This is a genomic window from Streptomyces asiaticus, from assembly GCF_018138715.1.
Lineage (GTDB): Bacteria > Actinomycetota > Actinomycetes > Streptomycetales > Streptomycetaceae > Streptomyces > Streptomyces asiaticus.
This window is the reverse complement of record NZ_JAGSHX010000006.1, coordinates 5,524,664-5,548,590: the sequence shown is the minus strand read 5'-3', so window position 1 is coordinate 5,548,590 and position 23,927 is coordinate 5,524,664. Positions and strand designations below refer to the sequence as shown.

The 23,927-nt window shown below is 68.2% G+C and carries 26 protein-coding genes and 1 tRNA gene; 14 read left to right on the top strand and 13 right to left on the bottom strand.

Annotated features, from left to right (window positions below; translation table 11 throughout):
- Nucleotides 1-45: 45 nt before the first annotated feature.
- Complete coding sequence (locus KHP12_RS31135; protein WP_037948396.1) at nt 46-849, bottom strand: exodeoxyribonuclease III; 804 nt, start codon at nt 847-849, stop codon at nt 46-48.
- A 63-nt stretch (nt 850-912) separates the two neighbouring features.
- Between KHP12_RS31135 and KHP12_RS31130 the strand changes: the two genes are divergently transcribed.
- Nucleotides 913-1,455: a GNAT family N-acetyltransferase gene (locus tag KHP12_RS31130; protein WP_086882496.1), complete on the top strand. Its 543-nt coding sequence runs from the start codon at nt 913-915 to the stop codon at nt 1,453-1,455.
- A 63-nt stretch (nt 1,456-1,518) separates the two neighbouring features.
- Here KHP12_RS31130 and KHP12_RS31125 read toward each other — a convergent pair whose 3' ends face one another.
- Both KHP12_RS31125 and KHP12_RS31120 read right to left on the bottom strand, forming a co-directional pair.
- The gene (locus tag KHP12_RS31125) at nt 1,519-2,685 is read right to left on the bottom strand and encodes a trypsin-like serine peptidase (protein ID WP_086882495.1); all 1,167 of its coding nucleotides are present in this window, start codon (nt 2,683-2,685) and stop codon (nt 1,519-1,521) included.
- A gap of 218 nt (nt 2,686-2,903) precedes the next feature.
- Nucleotides 2,904-3,263, bottom strand: a complete 360-nt coding sequence (locus tag KHP12_RS31120) for a hypothetical protein (RefSeq protein WP_143678053.1) — start codon at nt 3,261-3,263, stop codon at nt 2,904-2,906.
- Between the two features lie 182 nt (nt 3,264-3,445).
- Between KHP12_RS31120 and KHP12_RS31115 the strand changes: the two genes are divergently transcribed.
- The gene (locus KHP12_RS31115; protein WP_086882493.1) at nt 3,446-3,943 is read left to right on the top strand and encodes a Dps family protein; all 498 of its coding nucleotides are present in this window, start codon (nt 3,446-3,448) and stop codon (nt 3,941-3,943) included.
- 514 nt (nt 3,944-4,457) lie between these two features.
- The gene (locus tag KHP12_RS31110; RefSeq protein WP_211833955.1) at nt 4,458-5,261 is read left to right on the top strand and encodes a methyl-accepting chemotaxis protein; all 804 of its coding nucleotides are present in this window, start codon (nt 4,458-4,460) and stop codon (nt 5,259-5,261) included.
- A 753-nt stretch (nt 5,262-6,014) separates the two neighbouring features.
- Here the strand turns inward: KHP12_RS31110 and KHP12_RS31105 are convergent.
- The gene (locus tag KHP12_RS31105) at nt 6,015-7,142 is read right to left on the bottom strand and encodes a hypothetical protein (protein ID WP_211833954.1); all 1,128 of its coding nucleotides are present in this window, start codon (nt 7,140-7,142) and stop codon (nt 6,015-6,017) included.
- A 343-nt stretch (nt 7,143-7,485) separates the two neighbouring features.
- On the opposite strand from KHP12_RS31105, the gene KHP12_RS31100 reads away from it, so the two are divergent.
- On the top strand, nt 7,486-8,145 hold the full coding sequence (locus KHP12_RS31100; RefSeq protein WP_211833953.1) for an HAD family hydrolase: 660 nt from the start codon (nt 7,486-7,488) through the stop codon (nt 8,143-8,145).
- On the opposite strand, the gene KHP12_RS31095 is transcribed toward KHP12_RS31100, so the two are convergent.
- Complete coding sequence (locus tag KHP12_RS31095) at nt 8,126-9,409, bottom strand: helix-turn-helix domain-containing protein (protein WP_086882492.1); 1,284 nt, start codon at nt 9,407-9,409, stop codon at nt 8,126-8,128. The genes KHP12_RS31100 and KHP12_RS31095 overlap by 20 nt on opposite strands.
- Nucleotides 9,410-9,614: 205 nt before the next feature.
- Between KHP12_RS31095 and KHP12_RS31090 the strand changes: the two genes are divergently transcribed.
- On the top strand, nt 9,615-9,986 hold the full coding sequence (locus tag KHP12_RS31090) for a DUF6415 family natural product biosynthesis protein (RefSeq protein ID WP_086882491.1): 372 nt from the start codon (nt 9,615-9,617) through the stop codon (nt 9,984-9,986).
- Nucleotides 9,987-11,151: 1,165 nt separating this feature from the next.
- A complete protein-coding gene (locus tag KHP12_RS52520) occupies nt 11,152-11,274 on the top strand; it encodes a hypothetical protein (RefSeq protein ID WP_276328647.1) in 123 nt (40 codons plus the stop codon).
- On the opposite strand, the gene KHP12_RS31085 is transcribed toward KHP12_RS52520, so the two are convergent.
- A complete protein-coding gene (locus tag KHP12_RS31085; RefSeq protein ID WP_086882490.1) occupies nt 11,259-11,669 on the bottom strand; it encodes a GntR family transcriptional regulator in 411 nt (136 codons plus the stop codon). The genes KHP12_RS52520 and KHP12_RS31085 overlap by 16 nt on opposite strands.
- A gap of 182 nt (nt 11,670-11,851) precedes the next feature.
- Here KHP12_RS31085 and KHP12_RS31080 point away from each other — a divergent pair, with 182 nt between their 5' ends.
- From KHP12_RS31080 to KHP12_RS31050, 7 genes are all read left to right on the top strand, one after another.
- Nucleotides 11,852-12,190 (top strand): SCO3933 family regulatory protein, encoded by a 339-nt coding sequence (locus tag KHP12_RS31080; RefSeq protein ID WP_086882489.1) that lies wholly within the window; start codon nt 11,852-11,854, stop codon nt 12,188-12,190.
- On the top strand, nt 12,187-12,390 hold the full coding sequence (locus KHP12_RS31075; RefSeq protein WP_086882488.1) for a hypothetical protein: 204 nt from the start codon (nt 12,187-12,189) through the stop codon (nt 12,388-12,390). Before KHP12_RS31080 ends, KHP12_RS31075 begins: the two co-directional genes overlap by 4 nt.
- Nucleotides 12,387-13,778, top strand: coding sequence for an FtsK/SpoIIIE domain-containing protein (locus tag KHP12_RS31070; protein WP_086882487.1), 1,392 nt, complete (start codon nt 12,387-12,389; stop codon nt 13,776-13,778). Before KHP12_RS31075 ends, KHP12_RS31070 begins: the two co-directional genes overlap by 4 nt.
- A gap of 51 nt (nt 13,779-13,829) precedes the next feature.
- Entirely contained in the window at nt 13,830-14,510 is a 681-nt protein-coding gene (locus KHP12_RS31065; RefSeq protein ID WP_211833952.1) for a DUF2637 domain-containing protein, read from the top strand.
- A 133-nt stretch (nt 14,511-14,643) separates the two neighbouring features.
- A complete protein-coding gene (locus KHP12_RS31060) occupies nt 14,644-16,107 on the top strand; it encodes a replication initiator (RefSeq protein ID WP_210609744.1) in 1,464 nt (487 codons plus the stop codon).
- A gap of 92 nt (nt 16,108-16,199) precedes the next feature.
- Nucleotides 16,200-16,409: a helix-turn-helix domain-containing protein gene (locus KHP12_RS31055; RefSeq protein ID WP_210609742.1), complete on the top strand. Its 210-nt coding sequence runs from the start codon at nt 16,200-16,202 to the stop codon at nt 16,407-16,409.
- Nucleotides 16,397-17,629, top strand: coding sequence for a site-specific integrase (locus KHP12_RS31050; protein WP_210609740.1), 1,233 nt, complete (start codon nt 16,397-16,399; stop codon nt 17,627-17,629). The genes KHP12_RS31055 and KHP12_RS31050 overlap by 13 nt, the downstream gene beginning before the upstream one ends.
- An 82-nt stretch (nt 17,630-17,711) precedes the next feature.
- On the opposite strand, the gene KHP12_RS31045 is transcribed toward KHP12_RS31050, so the two are convergent.
- From KHP12_RS31045 to galU, 7 genes are all read right to left on the bottom strand, one after another.
- Nucleotides 17,712-17,785 (bottom strand) — tRNA-Ala (locus tag KHP12_RS31045).
- A 75-nt stretch (nt 17,786-17,860) separates the two neighbouring features.
- Nucleotides 17,861-19,105, bottom strand: a complete 1,245-nt coding sequence (gene sepX / locus KHP12_RS31040) for a divisome protein SepX/GlpR (protein WP_425574576.1) — start codon at nt 19,103-19,105, stop codon at nt 17,861-17,863.
- Nucleotides 19,106-19,247: 142 nt separating this feature from the next.
- On the bottom strand, nt 19,248-19,871 hold the full coding sequence (locus KHP12_RS31035) for a GNAT family N-acetyltransferase (RefSeq protein WP_037948207.1): 624 nt from the start codon (nt 19,869-19,871) through the stop codon (nt 19,248-19,250).
- Nucleotides 19,868-20,428, bottom strand: a complete 561-nt coding sequence (locus KHP12_RS31030) for a MogA/MoaB family molybdenum cofactor biosynthesis protein (protein ID WP_086882444.1) — start codon at nt 20,426-20,428, stop codon at nt 19,868-19,870. The genes KHP12_RS31035 and KHP12_RS31030 overlap by 4 nt, the downstream gene beginning before the upstream one ends.
- The gene (gene moaC / locus KHP12_RS31025; RefSeq protein ID WP_037948204.1) at nt 20,425-20,907 is read right to left on the bottom strand and encodes a cyclic pyranopterin monophosphate synthase MoaC; all 483 of its coding nucleotides are present in this window, start codon (nt 20,905-20,907) and stop codon (nt 20,425-20,427) included. Before moaC ends, KHP12_RS31030 begins: the two co-directional genes overlap by 4 nt.
- Before the next feature lie 65 nt (nt 20,908-20,972).
- Nucleotides 20,973-22,292, bottom strand: a complete 1,320-nt coding sequence (glp, locus tag KHP12_RS31020) for a molybdotransferase-like divisome protein Glp (RefSeq protein WP_086882445.1) — start codon at nt 22,290-22,292, stop codon at nt 20,973-20,975.
- A gap of 4 nt (nt 22,293-22,296) precedes the next feature.
- On the bottom strand, nt 22,297-23,199 hold the full coding sequence (gene galU, locus KHP12_RS31015; RefSeq protein ID WP_086882446.1) for a UTP--glucose-1-phosphate uridylyltransferase GalU: 903 nt from the start codon (nt 23,197-23,199) through the stop codon (nt 22,297-22,299).
- An 85-nt stretch (nt 23,200-23,284) separates the two neighbouring features.
- Here galU and KHP12_RS31010 point away from each other — a divergent pair, with 85 nt between their 5' ends.
- Nucleotides 23,285-23,884, top strand: a complete 600-nt coding sequence (locus tag KHP12_RS31010) for a 5-formyltetrahydrofolate cyclo-ligase (protein WP_167442546.1) — start codon at nt 23,285-23,287, stop codon at nt 23,882-23,884.
- Nucleotides 23,885-23,927: the final 43 nt, after the last annotated feature.

Here is a 23,927-nt window from a genome sequence, read left to right as displayed (position 1 = left end):
GCCCCCGGAGGCGGCGAACCCACAGGACCGCTGCCCCCGCGAACCTCAGTGAGCCGGGCCGTAGGCCACCGTCACCGGGGCGTGGTCGCTCCACCGCTGGTCGTAGGCGGCCGCCCGCTCCACGACCGCCTTGACCGCGCGCCCGGCGAGCCCCGGGGTGGCGATCTGGTAGTCGATGCGCCAGCCCGCGTCATTGTCGAAGGCCCGGCCGCGGTAGGACCACCACGAGTAGGGACCCGCGACGTCCGGGTGCAGGGCGCGCACCACGTCCACGTACGCCGCCTCCTCGAAGACCCTGCCCAGCCAGGCGCGCTCCTCCGGCAGGAAGCCGGACTTCTTCTGGTTGGCCTTCCAGTTCTTGAGGTCGGCCTCCTGGTGGGCGATGTTCCAGTCGCCGCACACCAGCGCCTCGCGCCCACCGGCCGCCGCCCGCTCGCGCAGCTCCTTCAGATACGGAAGGAACTCCGCCATGAAGCGCTCCTTCTCGTCCTGGCGGTCCGTGCCGACCTCGCCCGAGGGAAGGTACAGGCTGCCGACGGTCACGCCCGGCAGATCGACCTCCACATAGCGGCCGCTGCCGTCGAACTCGGACGATCCGAAGCCGACCCGGACGCCCTCCAGCTCGCGCCGGGCGTACACCGACACCCCGGCCCGGCCCTTGGCCGCCGCTGGGGCGTGCACCACATGCCAGCCATCGGGTTCGCGCACCGCCTCGGGCAGTTCCTTGGGCTCGGCGCGCACCTCCTGGAGGCACACCACATCGGCCGCGGTGCCGTCCAGCCAGGAGATGAAGCCCTTCTTGGCGGCGGCGCGCAGCCCGTTCACATTCACGGTCGTCACGGTGAGCACGCCCGGCACGATACGCGACAAAAACAACGGCCCCTCCCCCCGCATGGAAGTACGATCCGTCGCATGGACGTTCGAGTCATTCGCTACGATCACCCTGACGCCCGCAAACTCGACGCGGAAGTGCAGGTGGAGTACGCCGAGCGCTACGGCGAGGGCGATCTGACGCATATGGACCCGGCCCACTTCGACCCGCCGCACGGCCTCTATCTCATCGTGTACGACACGGACGGCACCCCGGTCGCGAGCGGCGGCTGGCGCAGCCAGGAGCGGAACGAGGAGGGCTACGAGGACGGGGACGCCGAGATCAAGCGGATGTTCGTGGTGCGCTCGGCACGCGGGCGGGGGCTGGCCCGGCGGATCCTCGCGGCGCTGGAGGACAGCGCGCGGGAGGCGGGGCGGGTGCGGATGGTTCTGGAGACCGGCACCGAGCAGCCCGAGGCCATCGCGCTGTACACCTCGTCCGGCTACGCGCCGGTGACCAAGTTCGGGCTCTACCGGTTCGAGGAGAGCAGCCGTTGCTACGCCAAGCTCCTTACGGACGCCACGGGTGAGGCGGGCACAACGGACCTCACGGATGGGCTTACGGGCGCACCCGTAAGCCCATGACGAGGGGCCCGCTCCGGAACGCGGAGCGGGCCCCGTAACACCTGTCGCGTCTCCGCGCCCCGGTCAGCCCTGACCGGCGAACTTCTTGCTGATGGCCTCGAACACGCCCTTGGCCTCGGCCCCCAGATGCGGCCCGGCGAGCCAGGTGTGCCCGTACGAGCCGATCGAGCTGTTGGACACCAGCACCGTCTTACCGCCGTGGTTGACGAACCAGCCACCGCCCGAGGTCCCGCCGGTCATCGAGCAGCCGATCCGGTACATCGTCGGCGAGGTGGGCGAGAACGACAGCCGGCCCGGCCTGCTGGTGCAGTTGAACATCTTCGCCCCGTCGTACGGCGGGGCCTGCGGGTAGCCGTACGCGCCGATCGAGCTCACCTGGTCGGCCGACGGCGCCCCGAACCACACCGGCACCGAGGCCCCGACCGTCTCCTGCAACGACTTGCCGCCGCCGTTCTCGGGCTTCAGATGCAGCACCGCGAAGTCGTACGCCGACCCCACTCCGCCGGTCTTACCGCCGTTCGCGATCCACTCGGACGAGGTCTGCGACCAGTCCGCCCACCACACGCCGTAGGGGCTGACCTCGTTCTGCGCCGCCGACTGGGTCTGCTCGGCCGGCAGTCCGTTGTCGTTGTACGAGGGCACGAACACGATGTTGCGCATCCAGCCGCCCTGCTTGCCGGAGTGCACACAGTGGCCCGCGGTCCACACCAGGTTGGACTTCCCCGGGTGGGCCGGGTCGTCGATGACCGTCCCGGAACACACCATCGGCCCCTCGGGGCCGTCGAAGAACACCTTCCCGACCGGCGCCATGTTCTGGTGGTACGGCCGCGAAACCTGCTTGGCCGGCACGGCGGGCGGCTCGGGGTCGGTGGCCGCCTGGTCCTGGCCGGCGCTCTGCGTGGAGACGGTGTGCGACGAGTCCTTCGCCTTGGCCATCCTGGACGGCTGCCAGAAGTTCTTGATGATCGGATTGGCGAATTCCGATGCCTTGCGGGCCCACTTGTCCCAGTCCTTCCAGCCGCCCTCCTTCCACTTCTTCAGGTCGTCCAGACTCGTCGGGACGCCATCGGGCAGCTTGATCCCGTCCTTGGCCTGCTGCCCGGTGGACGCGGCCGAGGAGTTCGACGAAGAAGCCGACTCGTCGTCACCGGGCCCGCAGGCCGAAGCGGAGACCACCAGCAGCGCGGTCATGGCCGCGGCCGCCACGGTGGAACGGCGTATGAGTGGCATGGAGCCTTATCCCCCTGTTGTGGTGCAGTTGTTGCGCTGTGATCTGCTGTGCCGTCCTCTGCCCTACGGCGTTTTCACGCCATGGAGCCACAGGACCGGGCACCTACTATGCCCGTGCCCCTGGCCTGCGCCATCACCTGTCCACCGGCCCGCACCAAACACGAACGCGGTAAGCACGATTCCATGACATCGCACCCTCCCCCGCGCCTCCCGAACGCTCAGGGAGAGGCCAGCAGCAGCATCGCCATCACCACCTGAGCGGCCCCCTGTAGCTCGACCGCCCACGACCGCGCCGAGGGAAACGGCAGCCGCTCCCGCGGGCAGCCGACGGCGAAGACCCCGAACGCCGCCGAGGCCAGAAACGACCCGAAGATCACCGAGCCGGGTATGGAGGAGCAGTGGTCACCGTCCACGATGCAATCGGTGGCCCGCTGCGTCATGAGGGCGAGGACGATGCTGACGACGGCCGTGGGCACCAGCAGTGCGAGGCCGACCTTGGCCACCGTACGGACCCTCCGGTCCTGCGCGGCGCCTGCCGCCTCGTCGGCACCCGTTCCCGCGGAAGCTGTCTCGCTCACCGTTCCCCCCAACCGCGCACGGGCCGCCCGCGGATCGCGCGGGGTACTCATTCCCCCCCAGGTACCCGAGCGGATCAAGCGGAGTGGCGACGGAGAGAGACCTCCCTGAGGCTTGATCGCATACGAACACGGGCCTCCTGTGCCAGGGGTCTGCTCTGCGGCGCTTCCGAAGGAGACACACCATGGCCGCTTCCGGGAGTTCCCGACGTTCGGAGAGCGATGTCGCCGGATTCACGGCCTCGCCGCAGCTCGCCCAGGCGTTGCAGCAGATCGTGGTGGACCTCGTCGAACTGCATCTCCAGGGCAAGCAGGCCCACTGGAACGTGGTCGGCCACAACTTCCGCGACCTCCACCTTCAACTGGATCAGATCGTGGACGACGCCCGCGAGTCGGCCGACACCATCGCCGAACGCATGCGCGCCCTGGCCGCCATCCCGGACGGCCGCTCCGAGACCGTGGCAGCGACCACCACCCTCCCCACGTTCCCGGCGGGCGAGGCGAGCGTAAGCACCGTCGTCGACCTCATCACCGCCCGCCTGCGCGCCACCGCGGACACCCTCCGCACCCTCCACGACCAGGTCGACACCGAGGACCCCTCCACGGCCGACCTACTGCACGCGATCATCGATTCCCTGGAGAAACACGCCTGGATGGTCAACGCGGAAAACCGCTCCACCTGATCGCCACCGCACGGGCACCGGACACCAAAAAGCCCCCGCCAGGTTTCCCCGGCGGGGGCTTTGAGCTGCGGTGGACCTGAGGGGATTTGAACCCCTGACCCCCTCGATGCGAACTACGCGCGGGGCGGTCGCTGAGGTCTGCCCGGCTGGTCAGTGGGTCGGCTGGGGCCGGTGTCGATCGACGGTGGTTGGGGTGGTTGCTGTACTTCTCTGCTGTACAGCACTCGCTGACCACTGATTTAGAAGTCTTGGTGGGCGTGCATGGGTGGTTCCGAACAATGTGGTGTCCGGTGACCCGGACTGGTCGGGGTAGGGACTATGCGGCGGAGTCGTGTGAGGTCCGTGGCTTCAGGATCCCGAACCACGCAACCGGGCGTCCGCCGGGGCAAGCCGCTGCTGCCCGCGTGGCCGACCGCCCCGTCATCGACGGGTGCTACCGGGGCATGGGCGGCGCAACCAGGTACACGGGACGTCCCATTCCACCCGACCGTCATTGTCGCGATGATGTCTCTTCATGAGAGAACTTGTGGTTGCCCTGGTGGCTGCCGTGTTCGGACTGGCAGGCACAGTGGTCGGTGCGGCTCTGTCCGCGCGGGCCACCAAGAAAGGAGCTGTGCTCAGTGCGCAAGCCACCTTGCAGCAAGTTCACGATCAAGCCACAGTCGATCAAGCCCACTGGCTTCGGCAACAGCGGCTTCAGGCATACGAGGGTTTCCTAGCAGCTTGGGACGAGTGCCTTCGCCTTATTGACTCCGTGGGCTTGCCGGGAGACTCCGAATCGCCAGGAGTCAACCCGCTAAAGGAAGCTGCCAGCCGCATGGCGGAGCGTGCTCGGAGGATCGACATCCTAGGACCGGCCGATGTAGCCCGGGCGGCGGAAGAGCTCGCCGACAGCATTCGGCGTGACGTAGATATAGCCACCAAATTCAAGGAGCTAACAGAATCAACACTTCCGGCTGCAACTGAACGCATGACCAACGAGACAACGCCAGCGATGAGAGCGGCTAGGGAGACTATGGAGGAGACCACGAGGCAGATGCAAGAGCTCGTGGCGCAGGCAAACGAAAGTGGTCGGCCAATCCATGAGGACCCGCAGGCGGCAGCGATATTCGAGAGCATGGAACGAGCCCAGGAACTCGCCAACGCTGCAATCGCTCGCGCGTATGAGGATGGCGACGGGTTTTCCGTATTCCTTGACCAAGCTACTGCGATCATCGATGAACTGAAGCGCAACCAGGAAGCCCGCGCTGGCATACGCGAGCGGTTCACAACCGCCGCGAGGCACACGCTCGCTTCCGTAACCCCGCCCACTCCATAGAGAGCGTCGGATCTGCGCGGCGCTTGATCCGTAAGGTTCGGGCAGGGTGCCGGTGCCCGCTTGGACGACGCCCCGGACGAGTGCCTGCGCCGAGTCAACGACAGGCGTCATGTGGAATCGTTGCTGTCAGCCGCTCGTTTCGCCTCTGCTGTAGGCATGGTTGGAGTCGTACTTCCACCTGCGCAAACGGCCTCTCGCCTGCACCGTAACGGCTTCATGGTCCACCAGAGATCCGCAGCGTCATACAGCACACAGCGGAATCTCAACCCATGCTTTAGACGGTCAGGTCGCATCCCGAAAGCGTATAGATCTCACGCAGCCTACGACTGTTCCCCCGGGCGATATTGCCAACCACGCTTTTCGGCCTTATCGCGCAATTTACTTGCGCGCTTTTTTCGCTGATTGCCACTCGCAGACTTAAAGTCGATATAGGAGTGCCCTGGCGGACGCTCGTCTCCATCGTTGACCTGGGAATCGTCAACGGCCCGAAGTCCCACGTCCTCGACCTCGACTACATCTACAGAGTAGACGCCGACCGACTTGTATCCCAGCACCTCCGTGTGGTGCTCATAGGATGACTCGGCACTCACTTTCGAAGCTCTGCATACAGAAACTTCCCCAGTGTCCTTGGGAGTGGGACTGAATAGTTGACTGGTGACCCGTCCCTCTTGGATCCATGCAGGGTTAACCTGACGCCAGAGCCGCTCCCCCTCATCGACTATCTCAAATTCCCCGGGACGAAGGCTTGAGCCATCAGTCGCCATACTCCGCAATCCCCCCATGGACAAATTCTGCAATCTCAGTCAACTGCCGCCAAGAGAATGACTGCTCCCGCTCGTCATCATTCTCTTTAGAGAATACGAAAACTTCCACCCGCTCATCCGAAGTTACGACTAGAGTGACCTCTCCGGCCGCAAATGGCCACTCAAGCTGTACGTCCCCCTCCTCAGTTGGATAGATATAGGGACGCCTTACTCCCGTGTCAAGAAATTCCAAAAGCAGCGACTCGACTTCACGAAGGACCTTGCGGTCAACCTGGGCCCCGACGCCGTCCAGCCACCCGGATTCAAGGTCATGCAACTCAACTAGACGCTCGGACCACTCAGCGGGCAGCACAGGTTCGATAGAAATCACATCTCGAATCTCGAGCGTGTCGCCATCCATCGATTGAATGGCGACAGCATTTATAGCAACCGTTGGTGCCATTGTTGATCGATCAAGGTACTGCTTCAACTCACCGACGATGTCATCTGACGCAAAGCGCCCAATGATGACCCTTCCACCCCGCGCAAGACGGAAATCAAACGTACCTTTATCGGCGCTAACACCAGTGACCTGACCAGATACAAGTGTCTCAATCTCAAACCGATCCAAACGCGCCTGCTCGTGAATTAGACGACGAACCGATTGTGAATAGGTTGCCGCGCTGGGCGTACCTGCATCGAATTCAATAAACTCATCCTCTTGCAGACTCCTTCCGAAGTGAGAAAACTCCCGAAGCGCATGAGGCGGAAAGCTTCGGGGAATCCCCGCTCCTGCCGAAATTGAACGCAGAGTCTCTTGGATTACCATTCTCGCTTCGTCAAATACCCCGGCGTCAATTTCTTCAAAGAGGGCTGCGGTATCGCCCGGAATGCGTTCAAGAACCGGAATCACGCTGCCGGGTCGAATCCCTGAAAGACGCAGCGAAAACGAGGAAGCGAACCCCCTCGGCACACGCTGCCGCGAAGCATGACGCTGCTTGTAGATGCCCCGGGCGACGTCAATAACCAAACGCTCGTATCTACCGAACTCCGCCAGAACCTCGACTGGCAAGCCGTGCTGTTCATAGCGCCCTCCCCGAAGGCGCCAAGATCCAAAAACGCGAGCTTCCGTCCCCATGCCCCCACCCTACTGAGATCGGCGTAGAACACCCGCTATGCAGTGCTCCAGCTCGTGTAAATCCTCCCCCAGGGTTAGAAGGAGCGCAATCGAACTAACGGATCCGATTCCCGGGAACGCACTCGGTCAGACCGACGCACCGCAGCCGACGCAGCCGTGCCAAAGCAGGCGTCGAGACCCTGTGCGTCACTGGTCACGGCCAATGAGCTCGGCTGATGACTTGCTTCGCAGCCATGAAAAAGAGGCGCGTCTTCAGGGTCCGGTTGGCACGGTCGAGTCCGACTGCGACGGTTACGGAGACACAAGACGCAGCGTGCGCTCTGCTTGGCCTACCCTGCTCATCATGATCCGAGCTGTGGTTTTCGATGTTGGTGAGTGCCTGGTCGATGAGACGCGCGAGTACGGCACGTGGGCGGATTGGCTGGGGGTGCCCCGGCACACGTTCGCGGCGGCGTTCGGCGCTGTGATCGCTCAGGGTCGGGACTACCGCGAGACGTTCCAGGTCTTCCGCCCTGGGTTCGATCTGTACGAGGAGCGGGAGAAGCGGGCTCAGGCCGGCCAGCCTGAGCACTTCGATGACAGCGATCTGTACGCGGACGTCCGTCCGACGCTGGCGGCGCTGCGGGATACCGGTCTGTGGGTGGGGATCGCGGGCAACCAGACCGTGCGGGCCGGGGGCATACTGCGCTCGCTCGACCTCCCGGCCGACTTCATCGCCACGTCCGACGACTGGGGCGTGTCCAAACCCGATCCGGCGTTCTTCTCCCACGTAGCGGACGCGGCTCCCTGCCCGGCCGAGGAGATCCTTTACGTGGGTGACCGGCTGGACAACGACATCCGCCCGGCGGACAAGGTGGGCATGAAGACGGCGCTGGTCCGGCGTGGGCCGTGGGCGACGATCCAGTGGGACGAGCCGGATGCTGTCGCGGTGCCGACCTTCCGTGTGCACAGCCTCGCCGAGCTGCCGGAGCTGGTTGCCAGTCTCAGCGCTGAAGAGCGCTGACGGTCGTTCCCCAGCCGTACATGCGGTCGTCCAGGCTGCGGACGTACGGTTCGTCGCGCCATGCGTGCAGTCGCTTGCGTACGTCGCGGATCCGGTCCATGCCGACGGCGTACCAAGTGACGCTGAGCTGATCGAGCGCTTCGTTGGCCCATCGGCAGGCTTCCTCTGGCCTACCGGCTGCGGCCTCCACGGCCGCCAGGTCGCCGAGGATGATGGTCCGCTGCTTGCCGTCGTCGGCGGGCAGGTTGTCGAGGACTCCCAGCAGCGTGGTCCGGGCCTGGGCCGTGTGTCCGGCGATCAGCTGGGTGTTGCCTTTGAACGCGGCGAGGCGGACGGGGCTGAACCAATCCATCCACACCGGGCATGGCTCGTCCGTATCGCCTTCGGCCAGTACGCCTTCGGCGTGGGAGATCAGGCGCAGCGCCGTACGGGTGTCGTTGCACCGGGTCATGCACTCGGCCTCAACGGCGTCAAGCCAAGCCAGCATCATCGCGGGGGCGTTGCCCCTGCGGGCGTAGGCACGGGCAGCAGACATGCGCTCTTCGGCGTCTTCCCTGTGGCCCTCCCAGCCTGGGATGAACGCGGTATGCGCCAGGATCGCCGCTCCCAAGAGCGCGTCATCGGCTTCCCCTGCGGCCTGGAGGCCACGCACAAACGCGTTGTTCGCGGCATTGGGCTGCTGGAGGTCGAAGAAGTCGATACGTCCGGCCAGAAGGTAGGACTCGGCGAGTGCGGCGGCCAGGGCCGTACGGCAGCGGCCGGACGTCTCACCAATGAGCGCTGTGCCCAGACGTGTGTGCTCCACAACGGTGGCGTGGAGTTGGGAGGGCTGCACGGACCAGTACAGGCGTCGGTGAGCGGCCGTGATCGCGGCGAAGTCACTGCCCACAGTGGCTGGTTGCGTGGCATTGCTCGCGGTGGGAAACGGCCCGGGAGCGGGTCCGATCGCGGGCGCTCCCGATGCTGCGACGGGCCGTCGACTGGCACCCTCCCCCGTCGAACCCGTTCCGTTCCACGGCGCGGTGAAGCCCAGTTCCTCGATGGACTGGCCCAGCAGATGCGTCAATACCCGCTGAACGTCAGGCTGCGGCCATGGCGGATTCGCTGACTCCCAGCGGCGGACCTGGCGCACGCTGATCTGCAACGACCGTATGCCGAGCTGAGGAGCGGTGTTACGGATGGCCTCCGCCAACGCTTCCTGAGACGCGTATCCCGCCGCCTGCCGGGCGGCCTTGAGCCGAACGTTTCCCACTGGCCTGGGCACTGGACTTCCTCACAGTTTCGATGGGGCTGGTCAGCTCCGCCAACGGTAGCTTTGAAGGGCCCATTTGGGGACCCTCCCCTTCCTGACCTCGCTAGCAGGTCCCATAGAAGTCCTCTTTGAGTCCTCTAAGCGGCCTTCATTGGGACGTCCTGTAACCCCACCATGTCTAAGGCCGGACAGACAGCAAACATGCGGGGTGAAGGCCATGAGCGCGGCGGTGCAACGCGCAGGCGAGCAGCAAGACGAAGTGGACGTCGAGGAGATCAAGAGGACGATCGTCAACGCCTTAGTGACGCGGACGGTACTGCCGCCGTACGAAGAACTGCGCGACCTGCACACAGCGTTGCTGGGGCACATTCATACGTTGATGCCGCTGGCAGAGACGCGGATCGACCGTCTGAACCGGGGCACTGTGGCCTGGTACTCGAAGCGCAGCAGGTTGAACACCATCCCGCATGAGGTGCGTCAGGGGCTGGGCTCCGGCTTGCGGTCGGCTGAGTGGCACGTTCGGAGCTTGGGCTACACGTGTCAGTTCCTGCTCAACAACTCCGGTCTCGCCCAGGAAGGCGACGGGTGACCTAGAGACCGGGCGGGAGCTGCTGCCCATGGGAAGGACCCGCGGCTCCCGCCCTCCCTGGGCGCGGTGACTGCGCGGCGGACAACGCCCCGTTCGCCTCGTGGATGTCACCCACCACGCCCAGGAGCGGCGGACACTGCCCCGTCCGCCGTCAGCGGTCCGGCTCCCCATGCCCGCGCCCAACAGACGATCCGCGAGGCCGGGAGTCGGACCGCACAGCAGAACAACCGCATACGCAAAACCGGGCTACCCCTCAAAACCCTGGCAGGCCAAGGGGTAGCCCGGTGGGAAGTCCGTGGTCAGGACCCCGGTGCCGATGGTACCGGGGTGGTTGTCGTACTCGTTTCGACGCCGCCCATTTCCAGGTGAGTTCAGGCGCAGGAAAGGGATGGTGACGAGTGCGAGGCAGATGCGAGGTGGCGGGTTCTGTGGTGGCGGTTGCCAGAGCGTTTACGACACGCTGGTCAGCCACCGCGATACGGAAACCGACGCGGAGCGACCACGACGACCTAAGCCACCGCGCGGCAGCAGCCGCTCCCCGCCCGCCAGGACCGGGCAGTTCGGTCTGCTCACGCGCTCGCATCCGTGACGGCGACAGTACGGCGGCCGGCCGTATCGGGCCGGGGCCGACGATCGACATACCCCCGGCCCGGCACCCCTCCCCTCCCCGCTGGCCGTTCCTACGCGCACAACGACGATGGCCGCAGTCGGCGGACGACCGGTCATGTAAACCGCTCCGCGTAGCCGCCCCTCGACGGCTGGCAGGACTGGGCATGTGGCCTTGGCCGTGTTGCTACGTCGGCGCGTCCACTGCGGTCGGCAGGAGCTCCGTGGGAGCTGTTCCAGATGCTGACTGCGGTCGGTGGGCTGCTGGTGCGGGGTGGCGCGCTGAGTGGCACGGGGGCGCCGCTGAGCGGGGCGGCAGACAGGAGCGGGCGGCGGCCACGGGCCGCCAGCGCGCGCGGCCCGCGCAAGCGGGCCGCCTTGATCCAGTAAGGAAACTCTGAACAGCTGCTTGTGCGCCTCCCCCGTCCGCCGCTGCGGACGCCTGATCGGGAGGCACGAGTCATGTGAGATCAGTGCACAGGGCGTGGCTGTCCCAACGGGATCCGGAAATCGGGCGCGGAACAGGTGAGCAGACATAAGCGACATAAACGGGGAGCACATGAACGCGCAGGAGTCGGCGGAGATCCTGGCTCGCCTCGATGAACTCGACAAGAAGATTGCCCAGCTGGAGGAGCTGGCTCGTCGGATTGCCGAAAGGTCTGACCGCTACCCCTTCTGCTGACGCTCGGTGAAGTTGGCTAGCTGCTGGAGGAACCCCATGAGGTCGTCAACCTTGGCGTTGAGGTCATCCAATCGGCCAGAGAGTTCCAGATACTCGGCACTGGGCATCTGCCGCTGACTTTCCAACCCGTCTGCCCCCAGGCCATCCCCCGACTCTGGGGGCAGCGGGTCAACAACGAAGTTCCCCCGCCCTGGCGTGGAGTAGATCAGCCCCTCGTCGCGGAGAACACGCAGCGCAGACCTCGCGGTCATGTTCGCGATGTCGTACTTGGCTTCCAGGTCGCGAGATGACGGGACGCGTTCACCCGGCTTAATGCGGCCGGTGCGGATCTGCTGGCGCAGTTCGTCCGCGACCAGCCGGTAAGGCGGGGTGTGGGCATCCCTCGGCAGGCTCATAGCACGAGGGTAGCCCGCTTAGCCCACCCACCGCACTAGAACGCACGTCGCCTCCACCCCCACACGAAGTGCGCTAGCTCACTCACGGCATGAGTGCGCTATGTGCTTGACGCGCTAGCGCACATAGTGCACTGTTGGTCGCGCCGCACCGAGCGGCTACCGACCGAAGAGGAGCAAGAAGCATGGCTATGACGCGTATCCGCGTGGGGCTGCTGCCCTCCACCCAGTTCATCGCTGGCACCCTCCCGGTGCCGAAGATCAAGGACCCCAACACGGGTGAGGTCGCCACCGACCGGGACACCGGGGAGACCCTGCACACCCTGACCGTCTTCCTCATGGAGGAAGGCCGCGCCGAGCAGATGAAGATCACCGTTCCCGAGAGCGGCCTGCCGGGCGGTCTCCAGCCGGGCATGCCGGTGCGGGTGGCGGAGCTGTTCGCCACTCCGTGGGCGCGGCTCTTCAACGGGCAACTGTCCGATGGTGTGGCCTACCGGGCGGCGGCGCTGGAGCTGGTCAAGTGACGGCCGCCACCCCTGAGCCGGTCTATCCGGTGGCGCCGGAGAGCGGGGATGACGACTCGCGGTTCACCAACGGTCTGCACTTCGACGTGGCCAAGGTGATCGAGTCGCACGGCTACCCCCGGCTCACATCGGGCCGTGACCTGCTGGAACTGCGGATATCCCTGTACCGATTCCTCTACACGAACAAGGACGTGCTGTGACTGTGCAGGAGGTGTTCGGGTCTGCCCCGGTTGTTGCCGGGGCGGCCCTGGCCCTGATCGGCATATGGGCCCTGTGGTGGCTGGTGCGCTACGTGCGTGCCGACAAGATGACGCGGGCGAGCATGCGGCAAGCCATCGGCGTACGGCGTCGCTGGCGTCGGCTGGCCCCGATGGTCGGGCTGTCAGTGACCGACAAGACCCCTCCGGCCGTGATCGTGGCCCCGGACGGCAAGGTCCCCAAGCCCCGGGTTCTGATCCCAAAGATCCGAGTGGTCGCCGACCGGTACGGGGTGCTGGTGCACGCGGTATGCCTGCCCAAGGTGGGCCTAGCGGAGTTCCAGAAGGCAGCGCCGTATCTGGCTGACGCGTGGCGGTGCACGCGGGTTTCGGTCCTGCCGGACAAGCCGGGGCAGCTCGTGATCCGTGGGGTGCGGGTTGATCCGCTGATCGTTCCCACCGAGCACATCCCTACCGGCTCGGTGCCGGAGGATTTGGCGGTGTGGGATCTGGGCGTGGATGAGTACGCGCTGCCGGTGAGCGTGAGCCTGGCCAACGTGCCCGGTGTGACTGTGGCCGGGTTGCCCGGCTTCGGTAAGACGTCTCTGGTCAACCGGTTCATCTGCGATACGGCGCCGTCCGATGCGGTTCAGTACGCGGTGGCCGACGGGAAGGTGACCTCATCCCATGAGGGTGACTACGCCGATCTGACCGAGCGGATCTTCGCGTTCGTCGGTGACGATCTGGAAGAGGCGAACGCGCTGTTCACGCGGTTGGTCAGGCTCCGGCGGGACCGGTCGGCGTCCATCCGCGCTCTGCTGGGCGTGAAGAACATGTGGCACGTCGGGCCCTCGGCGGCCTGGCCGTTGACCGTGCTCATCGTGGACGAGGCGCACACCTACTTCCGTGACTACAAGGGGTCGGACACGCGGACGAAGAGGCTCGCCGCGCTGGCTGCGGAGAACGCGCGGCTGGTGGAGGACCTGGTGAAGAAGGGCCGTAACGTCGGCATCCTGGTGATCATCGCGACGCAGAAGGCGACCGGGGATGCCATCCCCACCTTCATCCGGGACGTGTGCCCGGTCGGCCTGTCCTTCGCCCAGAAGACCGCTGAAGCGGCCGTGGTCGCGCTGGGGGAGGACATCCGCAACTGGCCCGACGCCAACCCGACCGCGCTCCAGGACCCTGCCTATGTCGGGGTGGCGGCCATGGCGCACCAGGGGCGGCCCGGCTTCGCGCGCATCCGCACGCCGTACGTGGCCGACGCTGACGCTGCCCGCATCGCCACCGAGACAGCGCACCTGACCCGCGACCCCGCCGAACTGCTGGAAGACCTGGCTGCCTCGGCGATGCGGGTGGACGACCCGCTCACCAAGCGGGAGGCGGCCTGACTCGTCCCTCTGGCCCGCTCGTCACAACACGTGGAAGGAGGTGAATCCTCTATGTCTGAGGACCGGATCACTCAGCGCACGGTGACCGTGGTCATGGGCATCATCGCGGCCCTGGCCTTCGTCTTCTCCTTCGGCAACGTCTGGGCCCTGGCCCTGCGCCTCGGCGTCCCCGCCCCGGTCGCCCCGCTGATCGCCCCGATGGTGGACCTGTCCGTCGTCGGCCTCCTGGTCGCCCTGCGCTACCTGTCCCTGCGCGGCGTCCCCGCCGAGCAGATCAAGGCCGCCGCCCGGCTGATGCACGTGTCCGGGCTGCTGACCCTGGCCCTCAACGTCGCCGAACCGATCGTGGCCGGGCACTACGGCCGGGCCGCCGTGGACGCGGTCGCCCCGCTCCTCCTTCTGGGCTGGGGAGCTGTCGGCCCGCAACTCCTGCGCCACTTCCACACCGTCACCCACACCACCCCGACCCCGGCCGCGCCACCCGTTCCGGCCGAGACGGCACCGGCCCCCGCGCCGGAGCCTGCCCCGGCCCCTGAACCGGTCTCGCCCCCGGTCGCGCCGAAGCCGGAGACTTCCCCGGTGGTCACGGTGCCCGTGCCGCTGCTGAACGCGGCACGCACCATCGCGGAGACCTACCGGGCCGAACACGGCGAGCCCATCAGCCCGGCCCAGCTCCGGGCCCGCCTCGGCGTCGCACTGCCGCTGGCCACCGCCGCGCACGCCCAGCTCTGACCCCGTGCCGGCCGTCCCGGCAATCCGAAATCCCCCGCCCCGACCGGGCCGGATTCGTCATGTCCTCGGGCAGCACCCGCAGCCCTGGCCCAGTGCTGCCCGGGGCCCTCCTCCTCGAAAGGAGACCTCACCCGTGAAAGCCCCTCTGGACCTGCGCCACGTGGCGAGCCTGGCCCTGCGGGACCTCATCGAACTTGCCCACCTCCCCGACTTCGACCGCGTCCAAGACCAGATCAGCCGAATCCGCGGTTGTACCCGGCCGGTTCAGCTCGTCGGCTCCACCGAGACCCGCGACACAGCAAGCGGCACCGTTGTCCGTGCGTACAGCACCGCTGATGAGCCCACCGGGCGGCTGCTGACCGCCTGCGGTAACCGCCGCTCCTCGCGCTGCCCGTCCTGCTCGCGCCTGTACGCAGCCGACACCTACCACCTGATCCGGGCCGGACTCTCAGGCGGCAAGAGCGTGCCGGAGACCGTGCGCACGCACCCGCGCCTTTTCGTCACCCTGACCGCTCCGTCGTTCGGGCCGGTCCACAACCGCCGCACCACCGACGCGGGCGAGAACCTGCCCTGTCGCTGCGGCACCCGCCACCCCGCCGACGACCCCGCCCTGGGCACCCCACTGTCCCCGACCACCTACGACTACACCGGCGCCGTGCTCTGGAACGCCCACGCCGGAGCACTGTGGGCACGCTTCACCACCTACCTGCGCCGTGAGCTGGCCGCCCACCTCGGCATGACGCAGAAGGCTCTGAACGCGGCGCTGCGGGTCTCCTTCGCCAAGGTCGCCGAGTACCAGCGGCGCGGCCTGGTCCACTTCCACGCCGTGATCCGCCTCGACGGCCCCGAAGGCAGCAACGAGCCCCCGCCCCGGTGGGCCACCGCCGACGCCCTCACCCACGCGGTCAAGACAGCACATGGGCGGGTCGTACTCACTGCGGCTTCCGACGCCATCGGAGAACGCGAACTCCGGTGGGGCGATCAGCTCGACATCCGCGAGATCGCGGCCCTGGGCGATGGTGAGCTGACGGATCAGAAGGTGGCCGCCTACGTCGCGAAGTACGCCACCAAGAGCGCTGAGGACTCCGGAACGGTAGATCGCTCCCTGCGCTGCCCGCACTGCACCGGACGCGGCTACCAGCGCGGCCCCGACGGCTTCCGCGATCTCTGCGACGAGTGCGAGGGCACCGGCCAGTCCGAACCCATCGCGGACCTGCCCGTGCACAGCCACGTCCGCCAGATGATCCGCACCGCCTGGAACCTCGGCCACCTCCCCGAATTCGCCGAACTCAAGCTCTGGAAGTGGGCCCACATGCTCGGCTTCCGAGGCCACTTCTCCAGCAAATCCCGCCGCTACTCCACCACCCTCGGCGCACTCCGCGACATCCGCCGCACCTGGCGCACCGAACAAGCCCGCACCGCAGACGACCAGCCCGAGCTGGACGAGGAAACCACCCTCATCGTCTCCCACTGGCAATACCTGACCTCCGGCTACAGCCCCGGCGAAGAACTCCTCGCCGCCCAGGTACGCCACGACATCGCCCAAGCACGCGACCACGCCGACCGCCGCAAAGCGGAAGGGGACCCCTGGCTGTGAGAACGGGCCTGCCAACGACACACACAGCCCTGACCGTCCCCGAGGCGATACCCGCCCACCCCCTCCCCCGCAACGGAAGGAAAACGCGCCGGATGACCCCGACCGCGATAACGCGTAAGTGGCACACGACGGCCGAGGTCGCCGAGATGCTCGGCTTCGGGCTGTCCAAGACCAAGATGCTTGTCCTGACCGGTGAGATCCGCCCGGTCAAGATCGGCCGGAACCGGCGCATCCTCCCGGCCTGGGTCGACGAGTACGTCAACCGCTGTGCCCAGGACAGCACCGAGAGGTGGTCCGCATGAGCGGCAAGCGCGGCAACGGCGAAGGGTCCATCTACCCCTACAAGAACGGCTTCGCCGCCTACGCCTGGGTCACCACCCCGGACGGCAGGAAGAAGCGCAAGTACGTCTATGGCAAGACGCGGACCGAGGTTCACGACAAGTGGATCAAGCTCCACGCGGAAGCGAAGAAGGGGCCTGTCACCACCAGTGCGCCGACGCTTGAGCAGTACCTCACGTACTGGCTGCGCGAGGTCGTGGAGCCCGACCTGAAGCCCAAGACGGCCGAGACCTACGCGATGCACGTCCGGCTCTACATCGCCCCCGGCGTCGGCCACAAGCGCATCGACAAGCTCACCGTGCGGGACGTGCGGACATGGGTCAACGATCTGCTCGAACAGTGCCAGTGCTGCGCACAGGGCAAGGATGCCCGGCGCGAAGAGCCTCGTTGCTGCGCGGTCGGCCGATGCTGCGATCAGGTCCCGTCCCGCCGTACGGTCCAGGACTCCCGTGCCGTCCTGCGTTCCGCGCTCACCAACGCCATGACGGAAGAGCTGATTTCGAAGAACGTCGCGGGACTGGTCAAGGTGCGGTCCGCGCGGAAGGTCAAGCGCGACCCCTGGTCCGTGGAGGAAGCCCGGAAGTTCCTCGAAGCAGCCAGCACCGCCCGTGATCCGCTCTACGCGGCGTACGTACTGATCCTCGTCCTGGGGTTCCGGCGCGGTGAGGTGCTCGGGCTCACCTGGCAGAACGTCAATCTGGATGCCGGGGAGGTGACGGTGCAGCTTCAGCTCCAGCGCATCCAGCGGCGCCTGGTGCACGACGAGACCAAGACCGAAGCCTCAACGGCCGTCCTGCCGCTGCCCGCGATCTGTGTCACCGCTCTCCGGGTGCGCAGGAAGGAGCAGGAAGCGGCCAAGCAAGCGGCCGGAGAGTTGTGGACGGACTCGGACTTCGTGTTCACCACCCGCTACGGGACCCCGATCGAGCCGCGCAACTTCAACCGCTCGTTCGCCGATCGGACCTCCAAGGCGGGCATCCGCCGGATCCGGCTGCATGACACCCGTCACACCTGCGGATCGCTGCTCGCCGCACTCGACGTGCACCCGCGCATCGCGATGCAGATCCTCCGGCACAGCAAGATCGCGGTGACCATGGAGATCTACACGCACGTCCCGTCCGAGGCCACCCGTAAGGCGCTGCGGAGGCTCGGCAAGCACCTGGGCAAGCAAGATCGGAAGTAGTTGAAGTAGTTGCTGTACTTCGCTGCTGTACGGCACGAAAAAGCCCCCGCCAGGTTTCCCCGGCGGGGGCTTTGAGCTGCGGTGGACCTGAGGGGATTTGAACCCCTGACCCCCTCGATGCGAACGAGGTGCGCTACCAGTCTGCGCCACAGGCCCTTGCAACGAGTGAAACTCTAGCATCCCCTCCGGGGTGCTTGGTAATCCGTTCCTCGCTGGTCAGTGAAGGGCCCGTCACTCGTTGGCAGCACGCGGCCGGTCCTCGTCGGCGTACTGGTCGAAGAGGGGGGTGCGGCCGCGGTCGCGGGTGCCGTGGGGTGGGGCGGCGACCGGGTCCGGGGCCGGGGCGGGGTCATGGGCGGAGGCGGGGTCGACGGTGCTGGAGCGGGCCGAGCTCCAGGCGTCGGGGGCGGCCAGGTCGACGCTGCCCGTGGCGCGCGGGGCGACCGGGGCAGTGACGTAGGTGGGCAGCGGGACCGGCACCGGCTCCCAGCCCTCGCCGGCCGCCGGGCCCCGCTCGCGCTCGCGCTCCTGGTCCACCCACTCGGCGTGATCGGTCTGCTCCACCAGCGCGCGCCGCCCGGCCGCGTGCGGCGAGGGCGCCTTCGCGGGGGCGGGCTCGGCCTCGGCGGGGGCGGGAGGGTCGGCAGGGCGGTCCTCGGCCGAGGGACCATCGGCGGGCGGATGGGCCCGCGGACGACGGCGCTCACGCAGTCGCTGCGCCGCCTGCTCGGCGTGGCGCTGGTCCATGGTGAAGGCGAAGCGACGGCGCTCCTGGGCGCGGAGGTAGGCGATATAGGCGCTGAGCAGTATGGCCGGGATGCCCGGGGCCCACAGGAAGGCGAGGCCACCCACGGCCGCGACGATCGCGCCGAGGGTGAAGGCGATGAAGAGGATCACGGTGGTGCGGCGACGGCGCGCGAGCACTCGGGCGCGCCGTCCGCGGTCCAACGCGCTCCAGCCTCCGCCGCCTGCCCCGCGTGCACCGCTCGCGCCCCCGGCGCCAGGGGCCCGCGCACCGCTCGTACCTCCGGCGCCCGCGCCCCGTGCACCGCTCGCGCCCCCGGCCGCCGCTGCCGACGGGCCCTCGGCGGGGGCGTCGGCGCCCGTGGGGGCGGGGGCACGCAGGGTTACGGGCTCGGCGAAGGCCCGGACGTCGACCGCGTCGGTCACCGCTTCCGGGTCGGCCGCATAGCGCCCCGGCTCGGCGAGGCCGCCACCCGTGGCGGGGGCGTCCCCGTCCTCGGCGGTGCGCTCGGCGGGGTCGTCCGCCGGGTCCCCGGGGCGCTCGAGGTCCACACGGCTCTTGGCGTAACGACGCTCCATGCCCGCCCGTCCGGACAGCAGCCGGATGGCGGTGCTGAAGCGTTCCGTCGGACGGGCCTCATTGAGCTCGTCCTGCCTACGAAGCCACATCGGCACCAAATAGGCGGCCCAGGCCCCGACGATGACTGCGTAGATGAGGCCACTGCTGCTCACGCTCACACGGTAGAGGGGTCCGCATGAGGCCATCTGCCAATTGGCGCGGTGTGTCGCACGATCTGGCTGATATCTCGAAAGTTTTTTGTGATTGTTGGGATGACCAGGTTGGAAATGTTCTCCCGCTATTCGAACAGATATTTCATTTCTGCGATGCTCCTGGTCGGGTCCGGTGCCACCGGTTCAGCAGCCCCTCGGACAGTTCCTCCACCGTGAGCGCGTAGACCAGGTGGTCGCGCCATGCGCCGTCGATGTGGAGATAGCGCGGCCGCAGCCCTTCCTGGCGGAATCCGAGTTTCTCCACCACCCGGCGGCTGGGCAGGTTCTCGGGCCGGATACAGACCTCGATGCGGTGCAGCCCGACGGTGCGGAAGCAATGGTCGACGGCGAGCGCGACCGACGTCGGCATCACTCCGCGCCCGGCCACCGCCTGGTCGACCCAATAGCCGACATGGCCCGAGCACATCGACCCCCAGGTGATCCCGGCGACCGTCAACTGCCCGGCCAGCCGCCCCTGGTACTCGATGATGAACGGCAGCATCCGCCCCGCGTGCGCCTCCGCCCGCAGATGGCGGACCATCTGCCGGTAGGTGGGCCGGTGGGTGACGGGGCCGCCCGGAGGGGGCGGCGGGATGGTCGCCTCCCAGCGCCGCAGCCACTCCCGGTTGCGCTGGTTGACCTCGCGCCAGGCGCGCTGGTCGCGCAGCTTTATGGGGCGGAGGACGGTGTCGCCGTCCGCCAGCACGACCGGCCAGGGGGCGTTCAGCGCGTGCTCCCGGCCCGCCCCGCGGGATCGGCGGGATCACTGGCGGAGGCGGCGGAGTCGGCGGGTCTGCGGTGGTCCCCGCCGTGGATCTGGTCGACCGCGTGGACCAGGATGCGGCCGAGCACCTTGAGGCCGTCACGCACCCCTCCGGTCGAGCCGGGCAGATTGACGACCAGGGTCGTGCCGGCGACCCCGGCCAGCCCCCGGGAGAGCGCGGCGGTGGGCACCTTGGCGAGCCCCTCGGCGCGGATGGCCTCCGCGATCCCCGGGATCTCGTAGTCCAGGACCCGGCGGGTCGCCTCAGGGGTGCGGTCGGTCGGGGTGAGACCGGTGCCGCCGGTGGTCACCACGACGTCGTACGAGGCCGCCACGGCGTCCCGCAGGGCGGCCTCCACCGGATCGCCGTCGGGCACCACGCGCGGGCCGTCCACGGCGAAGCCGAGCCCGGCCAGCCCCTCGGCGATCAGCGGGCCCCCCGTGTCGGCGTAGACCCCGGCGGCGGCGCGGTTGGAGGCGGTGACGACCAGGGCGCGGCGTGACGCCGCTGAGCCGCTCACGACCGGCTCCAGTCGCCGGACTTGCCGCCGGTCTTCTCCTCCACCCGGACGTCGGTGATGACGGCTCCCTTGTCGACGGCCTTGACCATGTCGATCACCGTCAGGGCGGCGACCGAGACCGCCGTCAGGGCCTCCATCTCCACGCCCGTGCGGTCCGTGGTCTTCACGGTGGCGGTGATCTCGACGGCGTCGTCGGCGACCTCGAGGTCCACCGTGACGCCCGACACCGCGAGCGGATGACAGAGCGGGATCAGGTCCGGGGTCCGCTTGGCACCCATGATGCCCGCGATCCGCGCGGTGGCGAGGGCGTCGCCCTTGGGGAGGCCCTCGCCGCGCAGCAGTTCCACGACACGCGGCGCCACGCGCACGCGGCCGCTCGCCCGGGCGGTGCGCGCGGTGACGTCCTTGGCCGAGACGTCGACCATGCGGGCGGCGCCCGACGGGTCGAGGTGGGTGAGATGGTCCTGGGCGCTGCTCATCGTTCTCCCGGTCCGGGCCAGGTGGCTCCTGTGTGGGACGACACCGTACCCGCCGCGGTCGGCGGCTAGGCCAGCAGGACGACGTCCACCTCGGCGCCGGGGGCGACCTGGGTGACGTCCTCGGGGACGACGATCAGCGCGTTGGCGTGCGCCATGGCCTTGATCAGGTGTGATCCCGCGCCGCCCACCGGGCTGACGGTGGCCGGCCCGTCGAGCGTGGCCGGCTCGTACCAGCCGCGCAGGAACTGGCGCCTGTCCTTGGGCGAGGAGGCGACACCCTCGGGGCAGACCGCCTGGGCGATGGTGCGGTGGACGTCGGCGCTCCCCAGCATGGTGCGGATGACGGGGCGCACGAAGAGCTCGAAGGAGACGTACGAGCTCACCGGGTTGCCGGGCAGGGCCATCAGCGGGGTGTTCTCCGGGCCGACACGGCCGAAGCCCTGGGGCTTGCCGGGCTGCATGGCCAGCTTGCGGAAGTGCACCTCGTGCATCGCCTCCTTGACCACGTCGTAGGCGCCGACGCTGACGCCACCGCTGGTCACGACGATGTCGGCGCGGACCAGCTGGTCCTCGACGGCGGCACGCAGCGTGGCGGCGTCGTCGGCCACCGCGCCCACCCGGTAGGCGATCGCGCCGGCCTCCCGGGCGGCGGCCGTGAGCTGGAAGCTGTTGGAGTCGTGGATCCGGCCCGGGCCCGCCTCCTCACCGGGCTGGACCAGCTCGCTGCCGGTGGAGAGCACCACCACCCGCGGCCGGGGCCGCACCATCACGGTGGCGCGGCCGAGCGCGGCCAGCAGCCCGAGCTGCGAGGCGCCCAGGACCGTGCCGGCGCGCAGCGCGAGCTCGCCCGCGTCCGCGTCGCTGCCCCGGGTGCGCACGTGCTGGCCCTCCCGCGCCGGGCGGAAGACGCGCACCCTGCCGCTGCCGCCGTGGGGGTCCGAGCCCCGCGCGGGCATATGGGTGACCGGCCCGCTGTCGAGGCCGCCGTCGGTCCACTCGACGGGGACGATGGCCTGGCCACCGGGCGGGACCGGGGCGCCGGTCATGATCCGGGCCGCCTCGCCCGGGCCCACGGCGGGCAGGTCACCGCTGCCTGCCGCGATGTCGCCGATGACGGTCAGCACCGCGGGATGGTCCTCGGTCGCGGCCGCGACGTCAGCCGTACGGACGGCATAGCCGTCCATGGAGCTGTTGTCGAACGGCGGAAGCGCGCCGGGAACGGTGACGTCCTCCACCAGGACGCAGCCCTGGGCCTCGAGCAATTGCAGCTCGATCGGCTCCAGCGGATGGACGTGCCCGAGGATGTCGTCGAGGTGCTCGGCCACCGTCCAGACCCGGTCCTGGTCCGGCCCGCGGTCCGCGGCCCGTTCTGCGGTGCTGCTCAAGGTGCTACATCTCCTCGGTGACGTAACTGCGAAGCCAATCCCGGAACTCCGGGCCCAGGTCTTCACGTTCGCACGCGAGTCTGACAATGGCACGCAGATAGTCGCCACGGTCGCCTGTGTCGTAACGGCGCCCCTTGAAGACGACCCCGTGCACCGGGCCGCCGAGGTCCGGACTGGAGGCTAGCGCCTGAAGGGCGTCGGTGAGCTGGATCTCGCCACCGCGGCCCGGCTCGGTCTCGCGCAGCACCCCGAAGACGGCCGGGTCGAGCACATAGCGGCCGATGACGGCGTAGTTGCTGGGCGCGTCCGCGGGGTCGGGCTTCTCGACCAGGCCGGTGACCTGGACGACATCGTCGTCCACCGTCGGCTTGACGGCCGCGCAGCCATAGAGGTGGATCTGTGCCGGGTCCACCTCCATCAGGGCGATGACGCTGCCGCCATGCTGCTCCTGAACGTCGACCATGCGGGCCAGTAGCGGGTCGCGGGCATCAATGAGGTCGTCGCCGAGGAGGACGGCAAAGGGCTGATCACCGACGTGCGGGGCGGCACAGAGCACGGCATGGCCGAGCCCCCTGGGGTCTCCCTGGCGGACGTAGTGCATGGTCGCCAGGTCGCTGGACTCCTGGACGCGGGCGAGTCGGGTCTCGTCGCCCTTACGGGTCAGGGCCTCTTCGAGCTCGTAGTTGCGGTCGAAGTGGTCTTCCAGGGGCCGCTTGTTACGACCGGTGATCATGAGGACGTCGGACAGTCCGGCGGTGACTGCTTCCTCGACGACGTACTGGATCGCCGGCTTGTCGACGACCGGCAGCATCTCCTTGGGGGTGGCCTTGGTGGCCGGAAGAAAGCGGGTTCCGAGCCCCGCGGCAGGGATGACAGCCTTGGTGATCCGAGTACGCGATTGAGTCATGTACCGAACCCTATCCGGTGCCTTTGGGACAGATGATGAGTATTCGGTGAATATGGCATGAGACAGGGAGATTGCGCACCCAGTGATCAACACCGACGCTAGTAAGCGCGCGTTGCGGAGACGTCACCTGACGATGAGGTCCAGGTTGACGGCGGATGACATCGAGACGGCCGGCGCCGCTCTGGCGTGTCGCGCCCTGGAGCTTCCCGAGCTCGCCGGGGCGGCCACGGTGGCGGCCTATGTGTCCATGGGCGGCGAGCCCGGTACGCACGCCCTGAGGGAGGCCCTGCGCGCCCGCGGGGTCCGGGTGCTGCTTCCGGTGCTGCTCGAGGACGACGATCTCGACTGGGGCGAGGACGAGGGGCCCGGTCGGCTGACGCCCGCCCGGCGCGGCCTGCTGGAGCCCGAGGGGCCGCGGCTCGGCCCCGGGGCGGTGACCGGGGCGGACGTGGTGCTGCTGCCCGGGCTCGCGGTGGACCGGCGCGGGATGCGGCTGGGCCGCGGCGGCGGCTCGTACGACCGGGTGCTGGCCCGACTGGCTGCGGCGGGGGCCGATCCGGCGCTGGTGGTGCTGCTGTACGACGGCGAACTGCTGGACGAGGTGCCCCAGGAGGCCCACGACCGTCCGGTGCACGCGGCGGTGATGCCGTCGGGCCTCCACCGCTTCACGCCACGGCCCCGCTGAAGGCGCCCGGAGGCGCCTGTCGGCGGGGCCGCGAGGGTCGAAC

Coding starts and splice junctions, on each gene's coding strand:
- KHP12_RS31130 (WP_086882496.1), top strand. CDS start 913: ATGGACGTTCGAGTCATTCGCTACGATCACCCTGACGCCCGCAAACTC.
- KHP12_RS31125 (WP_086882495.1), bottom strand. CDS start 2,685: ATGCCACTCATACGCCGTTCCACCGTGGCGGCCGCGGCCATGACCGCG.
- KHP12_RS31115 (WP_086882493.1), top strand. CDS start 3,446: ATGGCCGCTTCCGGGAGTTCCCGACGTTCGGAGAGCGATGTCGCCGGA.
- KHP12_RS31110 (WP_211833955.1), top strand. CDS start 4,458: ATGAGAGAACTTGTGGTTGCCCTGGTGGCTGCCGTGTTCGGACTGGCA.
- KHP12_RS31105 (WP_211833954.1), bottom strand. CDS start 7,142: ATGGGGACGGAAGCTCGCGTTTTTGGATCTTGGCGCCTTCGGGGAGGG.
- KHP12_RS31100 (WP_211833953.1), top strand. CDS start 7,486: ATGATCCGAGCTGTGGTTTTCGATGTTGGTGAGTGCCTGGTCGATGAG.
- KHP12_RS31090 (WP_086882491.1), top strand. CDS start 9,615: ATGAGCGCGGCGGTGCAACGCGCAGGCGAGCAGCAAGACGAAGTGGAC.
- KHP12_RS52520 (WP_276328647.1), top strand. CDS start 11,152: ATGAACGCGCAGGAGTCGGCGGAGATCCTGGCTCGCCTCGATGAACTC.
- KHP12_RS31085 (WP_086882490.1), bottom strand. CDS start 11,669: ATGAGCCTGCCGAGGGATGCCCACACCCCGCCTTACCGGCTGGTCGCG.
- KHP12_RS31080 (WP_086882489.1), top strand. CDS start 11,852: ATGGCTATGACGCGTATCCGCGTGGGGCTGCTGCCCTCCACCCAGTTC.
- KHP12_RS31065 (WP_211833952.1), top strand. CDS start 13,830: ATGTCTGAGGACCGGATCACTCAGCGCACGGTGACCGTGGTCATGGGC.
- KHP12_RS31055 (WP_210609742.1), top strand. CDS start 16,200: ATGACCCCGACCGCGATAACGCGTAAGTGGCACACGACGGCCGAGGTC.
- moaC (WP_037948204.1), bottom strand. CDS start 20,907: ATGAGCAGCGCCCAGGACCATCTCACCCACCTCGACCCGTCGGGCGCC.
- galU (WP_086882446.1), bottom strand. CDS start 23,199: ATGACTCAATCGCGTACTCGGATCACCAAGGCTGTCATCCCTGCCGCG.